This window comes from Bacillota bacterium (assembly GCA_013178415.1).
GTDB lineage: Bacteria > Bacillota > SHA-98 > Ch115 > Ch115 > Ch115.
Window position 1 is genome coordinate 262820 of record JABLXA010000004.1, and the last position, 17556, is coordinate 280375.

General features: G+C 50.8%; 19 protein-coding genes and 1 riboswitch. Of the genes, 17 read left to right on the forward strand and 2 right to left on the reverse strand.

The features are described 5' to 3' along the window. The first annotated feature begins 93 nt into the window (after nt 1-93). The gene (locus HPY52_05425; protein ID NPV79701.1) at nt 94-729 is read left to right on the forward strand and encodes an HD-GYP domain-containing protein; all 636 of its coding nucleotides are present in this window, start codon (nt 94-96) and stop codon (nt 727-729) included. A 7-nt stretch (nt 730-736) separates the two neighbouring features. Here HPY52_05425 and HPY52_05430 read toward each other — a convergent pair whose 3' ends face one another. Continuing rightward, nucleotides 737-1204 (reverse strand): nucleotidyltransferase domain-containing protein, encoded by a 468-nt coding sequence (locus HPY52_05430; protein NPV79702.1) that lies wholly within the window; start codon nt 1202-1204, stop codon nt 737-739. Then, nucleotides 1197-1661, reverse strand: coding sequence for a DUF86 domain-containing protein (locus HPY52_05435; GenBank protein NPV79703.1), 465 nt, complete (start codon nt 1659-1661; stop codon nt 1197-1199). The genes HPY52_05430 and HPY52_05435 overlap by 8 nt, the downstream gene beginning before the upstream one ends. 203 nt (nt 1662-1864) lie before the next feature. Between HPY52_05435 and HPY52_05440 the strand changes: the two genes are divergently transcribed. The 16 genes from HPY52_05440 (at nt 1865) to HPY52_05515 (ending at nt 17506) form a co-directional block, all read left to right on the forward strand. Further along, the gene (locus HPY52_05440) at nt 1865-2167 is read left to right on the forward strand and encodes a hypothetical protein (protein ID NPV79704.1); all 303 of its coding nucleotides are present in this window, start codon (nt 1865-1867) and stop codon (nt 2165-2167) included. Between the two features lie 25 nt (nt 2168-2192). Further along, complete coding sequence (locus tag HPY52_05445; GenBank protein NPV79705.1) at nt 2193-2438, forward strand: hypothetical protein; 246 nt, start codon at nt 2193-2195, stop codon at nt 2436-2438. After that, nucleotides 2410-2550 (forward strand): hypothetical protein, encoded by a 141-nt coding sequence (locus tag HPY52_05450; protein ID NPV79706.1) that lies wholly within the window; start codon nt 2410-2412, stop codon nt 2548-2550. Before HPY52_05445 ends, HPY52_05450 begins: the two co-directional genes overlap by 29 nt. 105 nt (nt 2551-2655) lie before the next feature. Continuing rightward, the gene (locus HPY52_05455) at nt 2656-3636 is read left to right on the forward strand and encodes a radical SAM protein (protein ID NPV79707.1); all 981 of its coding nucleotides are present in this window, start codon (nt 2656-2658) and stop codon (nt 3634-3636) included. A 140-nt stretch (nt 3637-3776) separates the two neighbouring features. Continuing rightward, nucleotides 3777-4586, forward strand: a complete 810-nt coding sequence (locus tag HPY52_05460; protein NPV79708.1) for an Mrp/NBP35 family ATP-binding protein — start codon at nt 3777-3779, stop codon at nt 4584-4586. Nucleotides 4587-4589: 3 nt separating this feature from the next. Then, complete coding sequence (locus tag HPY52_05465) at nt 4590-5033, forward strand: DUF5320 domain-containing protein (protein NPV79709.1); 444 nt, start codon at nt 4590-4592, stop codon at nt 5031-5033. Between the two features lie 121 nt (nt 5034-5154). Beyond that, nucleotides 5155-5526, forward strand: a complete 372-nt coding sequence (locus HPY52_05470; GenBank protein ID NPV79710.1) for a NifB/NifX family molybdenum-iron cluster-binding protein — start codon at nt 5155-5157, stop codon at nt 5524-5526. Nucleotides 5527-5546: 20 nt separating this feature from the next. Continuing rightward, entirely contained in the window at nt 5547-5933 is a 387-nt protein-coding gene (locus HPY52_05475) for a dinitrogenase iron-molybdenum cofactor (GenBank protein ID NPV79711.1), read from the forward strand. A 52-nt stretch (nt 5934-5985) separates the two neighbouring features. After that, nucleotides 5986-6969, forward strand: coding sequence for a P-loop NTPase (locus HPY52_05480; GenBank protein ID NPV79712.1), 984 nt, complete (start codon nt 5986-5988; stop codon nt 6967-6969). Next, nucleotides 6947-7936, forward strand: a complete 990-nt coding sequence (locus HPY52_05485) for a 4Fe-4S binding protein (GenBank protein NPV79713.1) — start codon at nt 6947-6949, stop codon at nt 7934-7936. The genes HPY52_05480 and HPY52_05485 overlap by 23 nt, the downstream gene beginning before the upstream one ends. Nucleotides 7937-7994: 58 nt before the next feature. Next, nucleotides 7995-8184: riboswitch (cobalamin riboswitch) on the forward strand. Nucleotides 8185-8218: 34 nt separating this feature from the next. Further along, the gene (locus HPY52_05490) at nt 8219-10297 is read left to right on the forward strand and encodes a ribonucleoside triphosphate reductase (GenBank protein ID NPV79714.1); all 2079 of its coding nucleotides are present in this window, start codon (nt 8219-8221) and stop codon (nt 10295-10297) included. Between the two features lie 79 nt (nt 10298-10376). Continuing rightward, nucleotides 10377-11093, forward strand: a complete 717-nt coding sequence (locus tag HPY52_05495) for an anaerobic ribonucleoside-triphosphate reductase activating protein (GenBank protein ID NPV79715.1) — start codon at nt 10377-10379, stop codon at nt 11091-11093. Between the two features lie 494 nt (nt 11094-11587). After that, nucleotides 11588-13120: a hypothetical protein gene (locus HPY52_05500; protein ID NPV79716.1), complete on the forward strand. Its 1533-nt coding sequence runs from the start codon at nt 11588-11590 to the stop codon at nt 13118-13120. Between the two features lie 767 nt (nt 13121-13887). Next, nucleotides 13888-14988: an ABC transporter ATP-binding protein gene (locus HPY52_05505; GenBank protein NPV79717.1), complete on the forward strand. Its 1101-nt coding sequence runs from the start codon at nt 13888-13890 to the stop codon at nt 14986-14988. Between the two features lie 188 nt (nt 14989-15176). Beyond that, on the forward strand, nt 15177-16271 hold the full coding sequence (locus tag HPY52_05510) for a bifunctional phosphoglucose/phosphomannose isomerase (protein NPV79718.1): 1095 nt from the start codon (nt 15177-15179) through the stop codon (nt 16269-16271). 233 nt (nt 16272-16504) lie between these two features. Continuing rightward, on the forward strand, nt 16505-17506 hold the full coding sequence (locus HPY52_05515; GenBank protein ID NPV79719.1) for an ROK family protein: 1002 nt from the start codon (nt 16505-16507) through the stop codon (nt 17504-17506). Nucleotides 17507-17556 lie beyond the last annotated feature (50 nt).

Here is a 17556-nt window from a genome sequence, read left to right on the forward strand (position 1 = left end):
GTCGATATGAATTCAGCAGTACCCTGATCACAATTCCAGGCGCTGGCCTCGGGAAATGGAGAGTGACAGGCGTACCATAGGAGAGAAAATAGCATGTGGCCCTGGGTAGATTTTCGTAGACTACACGGAACATATCATGACGTCATTGATTGTTTGGTGACCGCCCTGGAAGCGAAAGATCCATATACCCGGGGCCATTCCCGTCGGGTGGCGGATATGAGTTTAGATTTGGCCCGCAGGGTTGGATTGAAGGGCTCAGCTTTAGAGGTCATACATATTGCCGCCCATATACATGATATTGGTAAGATTGGGGTTCCGGATCAAGTATTACATAAACAGGGCCCTCTGTTCCCCCATGAATGGGCGGCCATCCAGCGTCATCCGGAGATAGGGTACAATATCTTGCATAAATGCCGACATCTAGAACAAATGGCACTGGTGGTATTACACCACCACGAACGCTGGGACGGCAAAGGATATCCCTCCGGATTAAAGGGAGAGGCAATTCCCTTGGGTTCTCGGATTATTGCCCTATGTGACGCAATAGACGCGATGACCTCTGAGCGTCCTTACCGAAAAGCACTTAGCTGGCGAGAGTGTTGGGACGAAGTTATCGCATACAAGGGCGTTCAGTTTGACGCAGTGCTGGTGGAAGCCGCCGAGCAGCTATGGCAGGTTTGGGAAAAAAGATGGCCCAATGCTAGTCGCAGCACGAAGGACGCAGGGTAGAGCCAGATCAAGAAAGGAGATCCGCCAGGCTTTCCTCCAGAGATGTCTGAAAGTCGAAGTACCTCATCCACGTGTCTTCGAGAAAATCGCAACGTGTCTCTTCATCTCGAGAGTAGAGGATAAGCCCACGGGTGGCATGGTATCGAAACTCTACTGGCGCGGTATTTAGTGAATGAACGTCGGCCTGCACCCCCACCAGATGGCTTATCTCAGCGGCCAGTGTGAGGCATAGCTGAAGCTGATCACGGGGGGATATGGAATCCGTGAAATAGATGGCGATATCAACGTCCCGAAACGCTGACTCTTCTATGAAAGAACCGTGTATGTAAGCAAAGACAATCTCGGGATATGATCCTAGGTGATTGCGGATCTGCGATATTATGCGTATCTTGCCTTCAGAGGAGACCGAATGAATTGACTCCTCGAGCCGGTTGGCCTCGTTGGATATCCTGGCGAATCTGTCCGCGTTATCCACTAATCCCCTTCTCCTTTCCTTTGTTATGTGATCTAATTACTTTTTCGACAGCGCTAAGGTAACGGTCTAGGTCCCCAAGGTCCTTTCTCATTATGTCAAGCATGCGCCTGTCATCAATCTCTCCATAGCGATGAACTAGCAGATTTCGGAAGCCAGTCATTGCAGCTAGCTGCCTTGTAAGCCCCTTATCAAGTATACCTTTTTCGGAAAGAAGGATAAAGGCATCCGCGTAGCTGGTCGGTGCCTTCGCAAGCAGCTTGGCACAAAGATGATTTGCGATGTTGGAAGCGGCCTCAATAAGTACGATAAATGCATAACGAGCTGATCTAATAGCCTCACCATTTGTGAGAAATGCCTTGTCATCCCATGAGGCGTAATCTTGGAGTATCACTAGAGCCTCTTTGATGTCGGCTACTTTTTGCCTTATGCGGGCCAGGTTTAATTCACCATAGGGCATATGGCCTACATCCTCCCCTAGGTTCCCTTGTCCTATGTATTAGCGGGATATGCCGCGTATAGCATCTCTATCGAAGCATTTGCTGAGAACCGAGTTAAATTACATCAATTGTCTATGTCTATTACAGATATCTAAAGTATATTTTATCTGGATACATCTGTCAATCATCATATTATCATATAATCTGTCCCCGGACTCGCATCATGTTCTGTAATATTGACATACCCCCTATGGGGATTATAACCGGATATATGCCGGGAGCTTCCAACCTAAGAGTCAAATTAGTATTTGAGAGAGGAACCGGTATTCTTCTCGGAGGTCAGGTTTCAGGCGCCGAAAGTGGTGGAGAACTCATCAATGCCATCAGTGCATGCATACACCAGAAAATGACCGCAGATGATATGGCCACTTTCCAGACAGGAACTCATCCCGCCCTTACAGCCTCGCCAATTGCATATCAACTGGTCAACGCGGCAGAAGTAGCTATTATGCGGATGAAATCTTAAATTGAGAAAGTGAAGGAGCGAAAGAATGCCTGGTAAACAGCTAGACCATTTGAGGATATTGGTATTAGCAGAGGATACTGTTGGTTACGAGCGAGGTCTTTTGGGGCAACACGGAATTTCATTCCTCATTGAGGCGCGGATCGGTGACATTTCAAAGCGAATAGTTGTGGATGTGGGGCAAAACCATATTGCCTTAAGGTATAATATGGATTTTTTGGGGGTTGACCCCGGAAGATATAGATATGATCGTGTTGACCCATTGCCATTATGACCACACAACGGGTCTGGCGTCATTGCCGGCAGACATCGGGAAGCACGACCTACCGGTGATCGCGCACCCTGATATCTTTAGACCGAATTTCTCCATGGATCCTTCTGTATAATTGCGTAATGTCGATGGCATTTCGTATGCCATGAGCTAGAGGCGGGATTTTCCTGATTCCGCCTCTAGGTCTCTAGCACCTCGGATAAATCGGGGGTGACAATTTTTGAAACATATTTTCGGCCCTGTACCCTCAAGGCGATTAGGCTTGTCCCTCGGGATTGATATTATCCCATTTAAGGTCTGTTCATTTGATTGCATATATTGCCAACTTGGTAGGACTACGCAAAAGACGATCCATCGTGGTTCGCTCGTGGATACATACGAGGTCATTTCAGAACTGAAAAAGGCATTGCCCGGAGTGACGGCAAACTATATCACATTTTCAGGATCCGGTGAGCCGACACTCAATTCTGACCTTGGTCTATTCATAAAGGAAGCCAAGGAGTCGAGCTCAATACCAGTCGCAGTTCTCACCAATGGTTCGCTGCTTGGCGATCCCTCTGTTCAGGAAGCGCTGTCGAGAGCTGACTTGGTAATACCATCTGTGGATGCGGCGACACAGGAAGTGTTTGAAAAAATAAATCGACCTTTTCAAGGGCTAAAGATGGATGTCATTCTCGATGGGTTAAGGGCATTCTCTGAAGGCTTCCATGGAAGGCTGTGGATAGAAGTGATGCTGGTCAGAGGCGTGAATGATTCCAAGGACGAGCTGGGAGCGATCGGTTCAGCATTATCGAATATAAAAGCAGAAAAAATCCAGCTCAATACTGTGGAGAGACCTCCTGCTGAATCATTTGCCAGGCCGCTTTCCGAGAATGAGATGGAAAGGGCGAAAAGTTATTTTGATGAGCGCGTGGAGATAATTACGACATTTGTGGACAGGCATGTGATGGATGGGCGATACAGCTATGGCGGTTCGGAGACCCTAACAACGGACCAATCTATATTACTGCAAGAGAGGCGAAAGGCGGTTCTTGAACTCTTGAGACGGCGCCCCTGCACGGCCAGGGACGTCGCGGACGCCCTTGGCTTCAACATCAATGAGGCTTCAAAATACCTGGGAATACTATCGGAGAAGAAGCTCATTGAGTCTGTGAGAACTGCGACTGGGGCTACCTATTTTCGAGAAACAACAGGTAGGTAATTTGAAGATAAAACCCCATCCATTTGTCATTTATACAGGGTTATTTTTATCTCGATTATTGACATATGCTCAAAATTAGGTTATACTATAAACGAGCATAGGATCAATATCAAATCATCAGGAATCCTGGGGGCTATCAAATGGATGAAAAGAATGAGTTGGCCAAGGAAAAACAGAACGAGCTGAGTAACATTGCGCACGTCGTTGCGGTAATGAGTGGCAAGGGCGGTGTCGGTAAATCTTCGGTGACAGCCCTTCTAGCCACGAGCCTCGCGAGGAAGGGATATAAGGTTGGCGTCCTTGATGCCGATATAACTGGTCCGAGCATACCCAAGTTATTCGGTATTCATTCACGTGCCGAAAGCTTTGAGTTTGGAATACTTCCTGCAAAGACCAAGCTCGGAATAGAAGTTATGTCTTTGAACCTTCTGCTGGAGCATGAGGACGATCCTGTCATCTGGCGTGGTCCTCTAATTGCTGGCGCAGTCAAGCAATTCTGGACAGATGTCGTCTGGGGCGACCTGGACTACCTGCTTTTAGATCTCCCGCCAGGCACGGGTGACGCCCCGCTTACCGTGATGCAATCCCTGCCACTGGATGGATTGCTGATAGTATCTTCACCACAAGAACTTGCAATCATGGTAGTGAAAAAGGCTATCAACATGGCCTCCATGATGAAAGTGCCTGTGCTCGGTCTTATCGAAAATATGAGTTATGTTATATGCCCAAAATGCAATGAAATACTAAGAATTTTCGGTCCGAGCAAAGGGGAAGAAGTTGCGAAGGCCGCAGGAATACCATTTTTGGGGGCCTTGCCCATTGATGTCAATCTGGTGGAATTGTGCGATAAAGGAAAAATTGAGAAATATAACAGCTCACTGATAGATAATATCGTTGACCGGGTCGTAACTTTCGACCTGGCACCAACACAGACGGAAAAGGAGGAGTAGGTTATGCCAAGAGGTGACGGTACTGGACCAATGGGATTTGGTCTTATGACGGGAAGAGCGGCGGGATACTGCGCAGGCTATCCTGTTCCGGGGTTCATGAACCCAGTGGGAGGTCGTTGGTTGGGATTTGGACGCGGTTTAGGCCTTGGCAGGGCCCGGGGTTGGAGGCATATGTATTACGCGACCGGCCTGCCGGGGTGGGTAAGGTTTGGATATCCTGCCTGGTCCTGGCATCCGGGCTGGGTCGCCCCAAGTTATCCTGGCGCCTATAGGATTCCAGCCGCTGGAGCGCCATATGCGGGTCAGACAGCCCAACCAGCCGTTGAGCAGGAAACGGAAATCCTTAAAGAACAGGCGGAATACCTTCGTGAATCGCTCAAGGAAATCGAGGAGCGCCTGAAGGATCTTGGAAGTCATGGGAAGGACAAATCGGAAGATGGTAAATAAAGTAATCTCTGCCCGCTGCAACCGAGTAGGACGGGGGCTAGTCGCCCCCTCCTACTCGGTTGCCTAGGGTATATCTAAATTCTGTTGACTCAAATAAGAATAACCTTAGGAGGCAGAGTATATGATTCTAGCCATAACTGCTCAGGGGACGGATCTCGATTCTTCTCTGGTTCCTCGTTTTGGACGATGCAGATATTTCATTCTTGTGGATCTCGAATCTGGCGAGTCTAAAGCCCTCGCTAACCAGGCTGTCACCGAGTCAGGTGGAGCAGGACCCCAGGGCGCTCAATTCCTGGCCGACAACAATGTGGGGGCTGTGATCACAGGGAATGTGGGCCCGAATGCCATGCGGGCGCTCCAGGCAGCAGGAATTAAGGTATACTTGGCAGCTTCGGGAACGGTTCGTGATGCGCTGGAAAGTTACAAAAAAGGCAAACTTGCTCCACTTTCAGAGGCGACTGTGGGGTCACATTCTGGCCTGGGTAGGAATTAGCGAGGAGGATCATTAGCATGATGAAGATTGCTATAGCGACAGATGGCGAAATGGTCGCCGGCCACTTCGGGCGTTGTCCTGAGTATACCATAGTTAGTACAGATGGTGATAATATCGAGAGCTCAGTGGTCATACCTAACCCCGGGCACGAGCCGGGGTTTTTGCCCGGCTATCTCGCTAAATTGGGGGTTTCGTGCATTATAGCAGGCGGCATGGGGCCGAGGGCAGAAGGGCTCTTCCGTGAAAAGGGTATCAAGACAGTAGTAGGTGTATCGGGGCCCGTAAATGAGGTCATCAAGGCTTATCTGGCGGGAAATCTCGAGAGTGGGGAAAGCCTATGTGATCATGGCAATGAGCCTCATGGCGACGGCCATCATTCATGTGGCCGGCACCACAAGGGTGAGTAGCGCGCTAGTATGTGAATACATGATAGTGCGCAATGAGATGCGGTGGTACAAAATGATTTTAGCGGTAGCCAGCGGAAAGGGTGGCACAGGCAAGACCACTGTTGCCGTCAATCTGGCGATCACTCTCGAAAAGATGTTCCCCGTTCAACTCCTGGATTGCGATGTGGAAGAGCCTGATTGTCACCTCTTTCTCCGGCCTGTTTTGAATGGGGAAGAGGCTGTGACCATCTCCGTCCCGGATATTGACGAATCCCGCTGTGACGGGTGCGGAAGGTGCTCAGAAATCTGCGCTTTTCATGCCATTCTTGTGTTAGGAGGCAGAGTCGTCACCTTTCCAGAGCTTTGCCACGGATGTGGTGGGTGCAGTCTATTCTGCCCGTCGGGCGCAATCTCGGAGATGCCCGTCCCAATAGGTGTCGTGGAAAGCGGGAAAGCCGGCGAGATCAATTTCGTCCGGGGACGACTTCGGATAGGCTCGGCTCTCGCTCCGCCGGTGATTAAGGCCGTGAAACGGAATGCTGCGAAGCAGAGGGCCGCGATTTCCAAGGCTTCAGAGCAAAAGATGGCGATTGTCAAGGGTGCAGAGCAGAATGTCACGATTGGCGGCACATGCGGCGAGATGGGGCCGGAAGGAGATACTGTTACCATAATCGATTCCCCGCCGGGCACCTCATGTCCTGTGGTGAATTCCGTGGCAGGCGCCGATTTTTGTCTGCTTGTCACCGAGCCTACACCTTTTGGACTAAATGATCTTACCCTGGCGGTGGGTATGGTAAGAGAACTTCAGGTGCCCTTTGGTGTCGTGGTTAATCGCGTAGGATTGGGTGAATCTCGGATAATCAGGTCATATTGCGAACAGGAGGATATACCAATCTTGCTGGAGATCCCATTTAGCCGAGAATATGCTGGTTGTTATGCGCGGGGAGGACTCCTGGCGGAAGAATTCCCCGAGCTCAGGGAAGCATTTGAAGGGCTCTGGCTGAAGATTGGAGAGATAGTCGAAGATGAAAGAGATAAAGGAGCTTCTCGTTATTAGCGGCAAAGGCGGCACGGGCAAGACCTCAATTGTAGGGGCGTTTGCTGTCCTGGCTAGGGATAAGGTGCTTGCCGATTGCGATGTGGATGCCGCTGACCTCCATCTTCTATTGAAACCTATAATACGGGAGACCCACGAATTTCGTGGTTCCAAGAAAGCTGTGATAGATCAGGAAAAATGCGTTGGGTGCGGCAGGTGCGCCGAGCTCTGCCGTTTTCAGGCCATCACCGGCCCAACGAATGGGCGAACTACGTCTCGGACCGACATGCAGCAGACCGATCATTCCAGGAATAAGAGTAGCGCCCGTGGCAACGATCATGCTGGGGCGGCGGGTCCCGGCACGATCCTATACAAGGTTGACCCAGTCTATTGTGAAGGCTGTGAGGTCTGTTATCATGCCTGTCCGCGGGATGCAATAACAATGGAAGAACGCGTCTCCGGACACTGGTTTATATCTGACACTCCCTATGGACCTATGGTTCACGCCAGGCTCGGAATTGCTGAGGAGAATTCCGGCAAGCTGGTCTCTCAAGTGAGGCAGGCAGCCAGAGCCGTGGCTGAAGAACAGGGGTCGAACTATATCATCATCGACGGGCCGCCAGGGATAGGCTGCCCTGTTATATCCTCCATTTCAGGAGTAGACCTGATCCTTGCGGTTACCGAGCCAACAGTCTCAGGGAAACACGATCTAGAGAGGGTTCTGGAGTTGGCGAGGCACTTCGGCGTGGAGGCCAGGGTATGTATCAACAAATATGACCTTGACGTGGAAAAAGCGGCAGAAATCGAGCGGTACTGCCAGGATGAAGGGGTAAAGGTTGCAGGTAAGATACCCTTTGATGAGGATGCAGTCAAGGCTATAATGAATGGCATGTCTGTGATTGAGTATGGGCAAGGCCCGGTCTCGAGGGCTATGAAGAGTATATGGCAAGAATTGGATTACGATTTGAAGGAATTGGCCCGACAGTGACGAACTATCTCTTAGAAAATCACCTGCGAGGCCCTGGCTTGAGCCATTAAGCTGAAAGTCCACATCGATGCGGATAGGTGCCCCTTTACCTTTACGGAAAGGGGAGAATAGGGAACCAGGTGCGAAGCCTGGACGGACGCGCCACTGTGACCGGGGAGCAACTTCCCTGAATGCCACTCATGTGGGGAAGGCGGGAAGGACGCTTGGATCCGGAAGTCAGGAGACCTGCCTGTCCGTTGTGTTCCGAAGCCTTCGCGGGAAGAGGCAAGGAGATGAAGTCCAATGTTGAAGAAGATAATCAAACGGGATGGGAGAGTGGTAGATTTTGACCAGGAGAGGATAATCAACGCCATCTTCAAGGCAGGAAAAGCGGTCGGCTTTGATGACCGGCGGCTCGCCTACGAGCTCTCCAATGAGGTTGTCGATATCCTTCTGCGCGAATTCGCCGACAAGATACCCGCTGTTGAAGATGTTCAGGATGTCGTCGAGAGAGTATTGATCGAACATGGTCAGGTCAAGACGGCCAAGGCGTACATTCTCTATCGTAAGCAGCACCAGGAACTACGAGACTTCCATAATCTCCTCGTCAATGCCGAAAAGATGGTCGAAGACTACGTAGGCGGCCGGGACTGGCAAGTAAACGAAAATAGCAACATGAATTACTCGCTGCAGGGCTTGAATAATCACCTAATTTCCGCTCTCACATCAAGATACTGGCTGGAAAAGGTCTACCCTGAAGAGATACGAGAAGCCCATAAAGATGGAAGCATTCATATTCATGACCTGAGCCTTCTTGCGCCATATTGTTGCGGATGGAATCTGGCAGACCTGCTGCTGCAGGGGTTCGGCGGCGTAGCCCAAAAGATCGAAAGTGCTCCTGCCAGGCATTTTCGCACGGCGCTCGGCCAGGTAGTCAATTTCTTTTATACACTCCAGGGAGAATCTGCCGGCGCTCAGGCTTTCGCCAATTTCGACACTTACCTTGCGCCTTTTATCGCCTACGATGGCCTGAACTACAAGGAAGTCAAGCAAGCAATCCAAGAGTTCATCTTCAATCTCAACGTGCCGACCCGTGTCGGGTTTCAAACTCCATTCGTCAATATAACTATGGATGTTGTGGTTCCCGGGATACTGGCTGGTGAGCCTGTCATAATCGGCGGCAAGACGCAAAGCGCGCAGTATAGGGAATTCCAGCGCGAGATGGACATGCTCAATACGGCCTTTTGTGAAGTGATGATGGATGGAGACGCTAGAGGAAGGATATTCAGTTTTCCAATCCCGACCTACAATATATCTCCGGAATTCGATTGGGATAGTCCGGTGATCGCAAAGGTCATGGAAATGACAGCGAAATATGGAATCCCTTATTTCGCCAATTTCATCAATTCGGACCTGTCACCGGAAGATGTGCGGAGTATGTGCTGTCGCCTCCGCATTGATAATCGCGAGCTCCGAAGACGCGGCGGCGGGCTGTTCGGGGCGAACCCTCTCACAGGATCCATTGGCGTTGTGACGTTGAATATGCCGCGAATTGGCTATCTCTCTCGGTCAAAGGATGATTTCCTGAACCGGGTAAAAGAGCTTATGGATCTTGCGAAGCAAAGCCTGCTGATCAAGAGGGAAGTCCTTGAGCGGATGACGGAAACGGGTCTCTATCCATATTCGCGCCATTATTTGGATTCCGTGAAGAAACGCTTCGGCAAATACTGGCATAATCATTTTAACACCATCGGCCTGGTTGGGATGAATGAAGCGCTCCTCAACTTCATGGGACGAGATATCACCACCCCGGAAGGGCACCAGTTTGCTATAGAAGTTCTAGATTTCATGCGGCAAGTGTTAGTTGCATACCAGGAAGAAAGCGGGCAGATGTTCAACCTTGAAGCTACCCCAGCCGAAGGCACAGCATACAGGCTGGCCCGGCTGGACCGGCAGGCTTACCCCGATATCGTCACCGCGGGCGAAAGCGAGCCATACTATACGAATTCCACCCAGCTTCCAGTCGACTTCACCGACGATATCTTTGAGGCTCTGGACCTGCAGGAAGAGCTTCAAATAAAGTATACAGGGGGCACGGTGTTTCATGGTTTCATCGGGGAACGAATCGATGACATCGGCGTGATGAAAAAACTCCTCTACAGAGTAATGTCCAATTACAGGGTGCCATATTTCACCATAACGCCCACTTTCAGCATCTGCCCTGAACATGGTTATATGGCGGGCGAACATTCAACCTGTCTCACATGCGGGCGTGAATCCGAGGTATGGAGCAGGGTGGTGGGATTTTACAGGCCGGTTCAGAACTGGAATAAGGGCAAACAGAGCGAGTTCGCCGATCGGAAGGAATATACGATAGGGTAATATGGCAGAAGTATGAAATGCACTGGCTGGGAAGGTTATGTTGGGCCAGCGTAAGTGCTTTCCGACACAACGATGCAAGGTGGTATGCCATACGCTAATAAGAGGCATTCAGAAGACGAGTCTAATAGATTTTCCTGGGAATGTCGCAGCAACGATATTCGTAAGCGGCTGTAATATGCGGTGTCCCTATTGTCACAACAGGGATCTGGTGCTGGAGACCGACGGACTTCCCACCATCTCGGAGGATGAGGTATTAGCTATATTGCGGAAACGAAAAGGTCTCCTTGATGGTATATGCATCACCGGCGGCGAGCCGACTTCGCAGAGCGAGCTTGCCCTATTCATAGACCGCATAAGGGCCTTAGGACTGAAGATAAAATTAGACACCAATGGCTCCAACCCTGCGGTTCTCGGCGAGCTGATAAAGCAGGGCGCATTGGATTATATTGCCATGGATATAAAAGGGCCTAGAGATCGCTATGCGGAGATTACGCGTTCTCGTTTGGATCTGGCTGGCATTGGTGAAGCGATTCGCCTGATAAGAGAAGGCGGCATAGATTATGAATTCAGGACAACAGTCGTTCCTGGCCTCATCGGAGAAGAGGATTTGCTCGAGATAGCTAGATGGATAGAAGGCGCCAGGAAGTATGTGCTTCAGCAATACAAGCCAGGGCCGACCCTTGATCCATCGTTTTCGGATAAATGTCCATATGAGAGGGCATGGTTCAATGATGTTGCTGCCAAATTGGCGCGCTTCTTCGAAATTGTTGAAATACGCGGGATTTCGGCTCTTTAATGGATTATGCCAGGCCGTTAAAAGGTAGTCTGGTTAGTAAGGTATCGCCGGGAATTTTACCATTGTTGGTAGAAATGTGCCGTGGTTCCACTAGTTTCAGGGGCGAGCGAACGAGAAACATGAAGGAATCGTTAGGTACACGGAGAATAAGTATGACAGAAACCTGAAAACGAACCTTGACAACAAAATAGTTTGGAATCTTGCTGGAAGAATCGTTGAATCAATTTTCGCAGCACTGATCATCGCAGTATCATTACAGCTTGTTTCTCATGCGATATCGGGCACTTAATATGGAATATCATCTTCCCGTTCAGGCCGGAGGAAAGGAGGTGAACCCCTGGTTACCGGAGAAGCGGGAGGTTGATAGATACGCAGCAGATTACGCAGCCGGGGGAATTGGTGAGGAAACATGGAGACTCATTAAACACCCCCATCGCACCAACAATCGCAGCAGATGATAAAGCAGTTCAATGAACCAAGGGGGATTTCAGAACATGCGGAAACTAACTGTAGCACTAGTAGCACTGCTGACATGCGCAATAGCCCTTCCAGCAGTTGCAGCACCCAAGGTTGATGTAACTGGATCGCTTGATACCAGCATCAAATTGGATCCCAATGTGAATGGTGAAAGCAAAGTGTTTGGGGAGAGCGACCTGAGGCTCAATCTTGGAATAGGACTCGGAGCGGGTGACGCCATCAAGGCCGTCATCGAGTTCGCTCCAATCAAGTGGGCTCCACTTGGAGCGATCACGGACGAGAATAATCAGATGCTCAACAACGATAAGCCGTTGGGCTCAGATGTTACCGTAAACCCGGGTACTCTCGGCAAACTGACGCCGGCCCAGATCCTCGGCCCTGAGAACGGGCTGACCATCGACAAGGCTTACCTCGAGACGGCCGGCGCCTACTGGCCAGGTGGCCCGCAGGTTGTCACCAGACTCGGTGACCTTGCCGTAGATTATTCGCCATATGTTGCCGCTAAGAGCGCGACAGACGGGGTAATTGAAGGCGCTCAGATGACCGGTATGCCCATAGGACCTGTGACCATAAGCGGGTTCTATGGCTGGGCCCCGGATAATCCTGATGATCCAGTCAGCAATACCATCGTCGTCCGTGGGGCTTCCGCTGGCGCATCTATCCAGGGAGTCGACCTCTCTGGTAGCATGGTCAAGGCGGGAGAGAATCTCTCCTATGTGGGCCAGGCAGCCTTCTCACCGATGCAGAATATGACCATAACTGGCACATACGCCGCTGATGAGGCTCATTCCGCAGCCGCCCGCAAGGTGGAAGGCACCATCACTGGTCTTCCGGTCCTGTCTGGCGTCACCGTGAAGGCTGGATACAGGGACTTCGATTGGGCATTCGATCCGAAGTATCGTGACCGATCGGAGGATGACGATGGCAATTGGACTAACGTTGTCGACCAGAATAGAGGTCAGCGTGGATTCAACGCCGAGGTCTCCACGGCTCTTCATGGCGTCAACCTGACTGGTTCGATCGATCAGCATGAGCAAAGAGAGGATGCGAATGTCATCGGTCAAAGACGCATATTCACAGTCGGAGCTGATACCGAGCTTCGGGGCTTTAAACTCTCTGGCGCATATAAGCTTACCACTTCTAACGTGATATGGACCAATGGCGATAATGCCCAGAATTATGGAGGGCTTGAAGAGGGCCAGAAAGCCGAAGCTCCTGAAGTCACCACTATCGAGCTCGGCGCCGAAAGGACATTCCCGGTCGGCATGCTGGCTATCGACGCTAAATACGGACTCACCCTCAACAGCAACGAGCCTGCCATCCATGATGTCCAGGCATCTACAGTGTTGCCGGTGCCCGTGCTGAACGCAGTCGAGGTAAGCGGCAAGGCTAGACTCAATGGTGAACAACTCAGCTACGTGGCTGGCGCAGGCTATGTCGCTCCCAATGGAATAAAGTTCGCTGTCAACTACAGCAATGGCTACGAAGTCGGGGACGACAGCTATGAAGCAGGTCTGTCGGCGAGTGCTGATCTCAAGGTTGAGTTCTAAACCTGACTGAACGTGGTAGGCGAGGCGCCTTCGGGCGCTTTGCCGATGAAGATGCATGGCCGGGGGCAGAAGCGGCAAATGACGCAGCATGAGATGCAGCAGAGTAGTAGCAGAGAATGAAGCAGGGAAAGTAGCGGAATATCTGCCAATAATTCGGAGCATGTGTTGACTCAATAGACGAGGTAGCTTACGAGAGACTGGCAATAACCGCTTTCGGCCATGCCGCTCGACGTGGTCGGGCGAGATAGTCGAAGCAGAATACGCAACATGGTCTATAGCAACTATCATAACCTGATTCGAAGCAATCACTACATTACAAAAATAGAGCAACGAAACCTCCTCCCTTCTAGCAAGGAGATCCCTTCCTTGCAGAATAGGCCCCGGGTCCTCCCCGGGGCCTTTTGCAACAAATTTTGCTGTTTAGATGCCTTTTGAGGTGGGAAAAAGGAGGATATAGACGGATTGTGTTGAATAGTTTACAATGAGAATGCCAGACGGGGGACAAGGCTTCTCATGGGCGTAATTATCAAGCCGATACGGCGTAATGGTTATGGGCAAGATCTGGTGGCTTGCCCAGTGCGCAAGCGGATTTTCAAATGTTGAAATCCTCCTGCGCACAGATCACCAGAGATCTAGAGGGTTCACTATCTAGGGGGTGAACAGGTAGAATATCGATATCATTTGAGATGGATTTGCGTGTTCATATCATTAGTTTCATATTTTACAGATTTTACAGAACCTCGTAAATTACTAGGGGAGGCAAGAGGATGGCAAGGGTATATCTTGAGCATGTAGTCAAGGCCTTTGGTAATGTCATTGCAGTCAATGACGCCACCCTGGAGATCAAGGATAAAGAGTTTTTGGTACTTGTAGGACCTTCGGGTTGTGGCAAATCCACCACTCTCCGAATGGTGGCGGGCCTTGAAGAAGTAACATCAGGTAATATTTATATCGGTGATACCTTGGTGAATGATGTTCCGCCGAAAGACCGCGATATCGCAATGGTCTTCCAGAATTACGCCCTCTATCCCCATATGGATGTATACAACAACATGGCATTCGGATTGAAGCTCAGGAGGTTCCCAAGGGCGGAGATAGACCGCAGGGTCAAAGAAGCGGCAAGGACGCTGGGCATCGAGAACCTTCTGAACCGTAAACCTAAGGAGCTCTCCGGCGGCCAGCGCCAAAGGGTTGCACTCGGACGAGCCATTGTGCGTGAACCGAAAGTCTTCCTGATGGATGAGCCGTTATCAAACCTCGACGCCAAGTTGCGGGTACAAATGAGATCCGAGCTCAGCAAGCTTCACAATCGTCTCCAGACCACCATCATATATGTAACCCACGATCAGACCGAGGCTATGACGATGGGTGATAGAATCGTCGTCATGAGAGATGGATTCATACAGCAGGTCGGCGCCCCCATGGAAATCTATGAGCATCCAGATAATGTATTCGTCGCAGGGTTTATCGGCAGCCCGGCAATGAACTTCATAGACGCTGTAATTGTCAAAGAGGGCGATGATTACTATGTGGATGCCAAGAGTTTCAAGGTCAAGGTTCCACCTACCCGGTTTGAGAATATAGGTGCATATGTGGGGAAAGAGGTCATTTTCGGCATTCGTCCCGAGGATATAGACGACAGAGAACTGGTCCCCAATCCCCCTGAGGACCGGGTCGTAACAGCATCAGTCGACGTTATGGAGCCTATGGGATCTGAAGTATATCTCTATCTGTCAAGCGGGGACAATTCATTTGTCGCCAGAGTAGATCCCCATACGAGGGCCCGGGATGGCATGACCCATCAGGTTGTTATGAATACCGACAGATGCCATCTCTTTGATCCCAAGACTGAGCGCGCTATAAGGTAGTCCCAGGTTCCATATATCTTATATCTCAACTCGTTTCGGACATTAAGCAGGGGATAGTCGGGAATGATATTTCTGACTATCCCCTTATCGCGCAGGAAGTCGATTCATATTCATAGAGAGTCATAGGAAAGGAGCGAAGCCGCGGTCTTTTCCCCTGCGTCTCAGGCGGTATACTCGCGGCGATTTTTATGCAGCATGATTTTAAGGCCAAAACTGGCGAACTGCCGATTGACCTGGACAACCCCGATTCCATTGCTTCTATGGATGCAGGAGGCATGTTGTCAGCCATTTCCGGATTACCTTCGCAATGCAGGGAGGCCTGGGAGATTGCTTCTACGGTAACGATTCCCGCTGAATATAGGAATCGCGAGAATGTAATCAGCATAGGAATGGGCGGCTCTGCGATAGGCGGGGATCTAGTTCGAACCCTTACTGCATCTGAAATGAATCAGCCTATGACAGTTATTCGTGGCTATGATATTCCAGGTTTCGTGAGTGACAAGACCCTGGCCATATTGTCAAGCTATTCAGGAAATACTGAGGAAACTCTCACAGCCTATGAGTCATGTAATAAGAGGGGAGCCAAGATCGTCGCAATCACGTCCGGGGGAAGGCTTGCTGAATTGGCCCGCAAGGACGGGGTTCCTCTTGTATTGGTGCCATCAGGTCTTCAGCCTCGCGCCGCTCTCGGTTATCTCTTCCTTACTGCCCTGTCGATTGTGCAAAAAGCGGGGTTGGTGACGGATAAATCAGAAGACGTGGAGGAGGCATGTGATGTTCTCGAACAATTGGTAGGCGTTTTGGGGCCATCCTCACCCGCTGAGGTCAACCAGAGCAAGCGCCTAGCCATGCATATGTTCGGGCGCATCCCGGTGATCTATGCGGCCGTAGGATTTCCTGCTGCCGCGGCGCTGAGATGGAAATGCCAAATCAACGAAAACTCCAAGACCCACGCATTCTGGAACGAGATTCCGGAGATGAATCACAATGAAACTGTCGGCTGGAGCGCCCCCGATGAGATTCAAAAGGCCTTGTGTGTGATTTTCTTGAGAGACAAGGGCGAGCACCCTCGTATAGCCAAAAGGTTCGAAATCACGAAGTCCATAGTTAAGGGCGCGTCTTCCATCAATGATGTCCACAGTCTTGGGCGTTCAGAGCTGGCGAGGCTCCTTTCTTTGATCTATGTCGGAGACTTCGCTAGTTTCTATCTGGCTCTTCTGTATGGAGTTGATCCGACTCCAGTCAAAGTGATAGAATTTCTAAAATCCGAACTTGCCAAATGAGAACCGGCGTCAACCCCCCGGACTGAAGTCCGAGGCTTGCGGTAAAATCTAGGCGCAGTCTCACGGTTGACCCGCCTCAGCATCTGAGCCGATGGACAAGGCGACGAGGATGCTACATTATTGGGAGGCATCCTGCGCCAGATTTTGTGAATCAAAGCCATCTTTGCTTCTTTCTAAAGGATGGTCGTAGATGAATCGTTATCGGGGCACATCAACTGAAAGAGCCATGGTATATGGATTATGGTGGGAGGGGAGACCTTTTGTCCAGAGATCTATTTGCAGTAGGGGTTGATCTTGGTGGAACAAAGATAGCCACCGGAGTGACCGATCTTGAGGGCCGTGTGATCCAAAGGATCATAGCCCCCACTGAGCCGGAATACGGCGCGGAACATGTAATCGGCAATATATGTCGGAGCGTAGAAGATGCTATAAGCCGGGCCGGGGTGCCTCGCGACAAGATCGTGGGAATTGGAGTTGGGAGCCCTGGACCTCTTGACCCAAGATCCGGCATCGTGATCTTTGCCCCTAACCTCAAGTGGAAGAATGTCCCCTTGAAGGCGATGATAGAGGCGTCGACAAAGCTACCTGTCTGGGTGGGAAACGACGCCAATCTCGCAGCATTGGGGGAGATGCGATTCGGGGCAGGCAAGGGCTCCAGTAATATGATCTACATAACTGTGAGCACTGGTATCGGGGGCGGTTTGATCATCAATGGCGAGGTATTTGAGGGGACAAGCTTCATAGCCGGCGAGGTCGGCCATATAGTTATCGTGCCAGATGGGCCCAGGTGCGGTTGCGGCAATTATGGCTGCCTGGAGGCCGTTGCTTCAGGGACCGCTATTGCGCGAGTCGCCAGAGAACATGCCCAAGAGGGAATGGCAGAGAAGATACTCTCCCTTGCGGGCGGAGACCCCGACAAGATTTCAGCCAAGATTGTGGCCCAGGCTGCTGACCAGGGTGACGAAGAGGCTATTTCTATATTGAATGAGGCATTTACCTATTTGGGGCTGGGCATTGTGACCTTGCTCAATCTGCTAAATCCTGAGGTGATCGTCATAGGCGGCGGTGTCTCGCAAATCGGCGCCAGGCTTTTCGGCAAGGTGCAAGAGGTGGTATCAAAGCGAGCTATAAAGGCCGCCGTGGATGTAGTGCGCATAGTGCCCTCGGCACTTGGGCAGGATGTTGGACTGGTAGGCGCCGCAGCTCTGGCCATCGATTCAGCGCTAAATCGCTAATGGCTGCATATGCGCAAGACTCGCGAATATCCTTATAACGCGGGTAAATC

What these genes read in the sequence shown, in the direction of transcription:
- HPY52_05425 (NPV79701.1), top strand. Translation starts at nt 94, where the DNA reads ATGTGGCCCTGGGTAGATTTTCGTAGACTACACGGAACATATCATGAC.
- HPY52_05435 (NPV79703.1), bottom strand. Translation starts at nt 1,661, where the DNA reads ATGCCCTATGGTGAATTAAACCTGGCCCGCATAAGGCAAAAAGTAGCC.
- HPY52_05440 (NPV79704.1), top strand. Translation starts at nt 1,865, where the DNA reads ATGTTCTGTAATATTGACATACCCCCTATGGGGATTATAACCGGATAT.
- HPY52_05445 (NPV79705.1), top strand. Translation starts at nt 2,193, where the DNA reads ATGCCTGGTAAACAGCTAGACCATTTGAGGATATTGGTATTAGCAGAG.
- HPY52_05450 (NPV79706.1), top strand. Translation starts at nt 2,410, where the DNA reads ATGATCGTGTTGACCCATTGCCATTATGACCACACAACGGGTCTGGCG.
- HPY52_05460 (NPV79708.1), top strand. Translation starts at nt 3,777, where the DNA reads ATGGATGAAAAGAATGAGTTGGCCAAGGAAAAACAGAACGAGCTGAGT.
- HPY52_05465 (NPV79709.1), top strand. Translation starts at nt 4,590, where the DNA reads ATGCCAAGAGGTGACGGTACTGGACCAATGGGATTTGGTCTTATGACG.
- HPY52_05470 (NPV79710.1), top strand. Translation starts at nt 5,155, where the DNA reads ATGATTCTAGCCATAACTGCTCAGGGGACGGATCTCGATTCTTCTCTG.
- HPY52_05475 (NPV79711.1), top strand. Translation starts at nt 5,547, where the DNA reads ATGAAGATTGCTATAGCGACAGATGGCGAAATGGTCGCCGGCCACTTC.
- HPY52_05480 (NPV79712.1), top strand. Translation starts at nt 5,986, where the DNA reads ATGATTTTAGCGGTAGCCAGCGGAAAGGGTGGCACAGGCAAGACCACT.
- HPY52_05490 (NPV79714.1), top strand. Translation starts at nt 8,219, where the DNA reads ATGTTGAAGAAGATAATCAAACGGGATGGGAGAGTGGTAGATTTTGAC.
- HPY52_05500 (NPV79716.1), top strand. Translation starts at nt 11,588, where the DNA reads ATGCGGAAACTAACTGTAGCACTAGTAGCACTGCTGACATGCGCAATA.
- HPY52_05505 (NPV79717.1), top strand. Translation starts at nt 13,888, where the DNA reads ATGGCAAGGGTATATCTTGAGCATGTAGTCAAGGCCTTTGGTAATGTC.
- HPY52_05510 (NPV79718.1), top strand. Translation starts at nt 15,177, where the DNA reads ATGCAGCATGATTTTAAGGCCAAAACTGGCGAACTGCCGATTGACCTG.
- HPY52_05515 (NPV79719.1), top strand. Translation starts at nt 16,505, where the DNA reads ATGGATTATGGTGGGAGGGGAGACCTTTTGTCCAGAGATCTATTTGCA.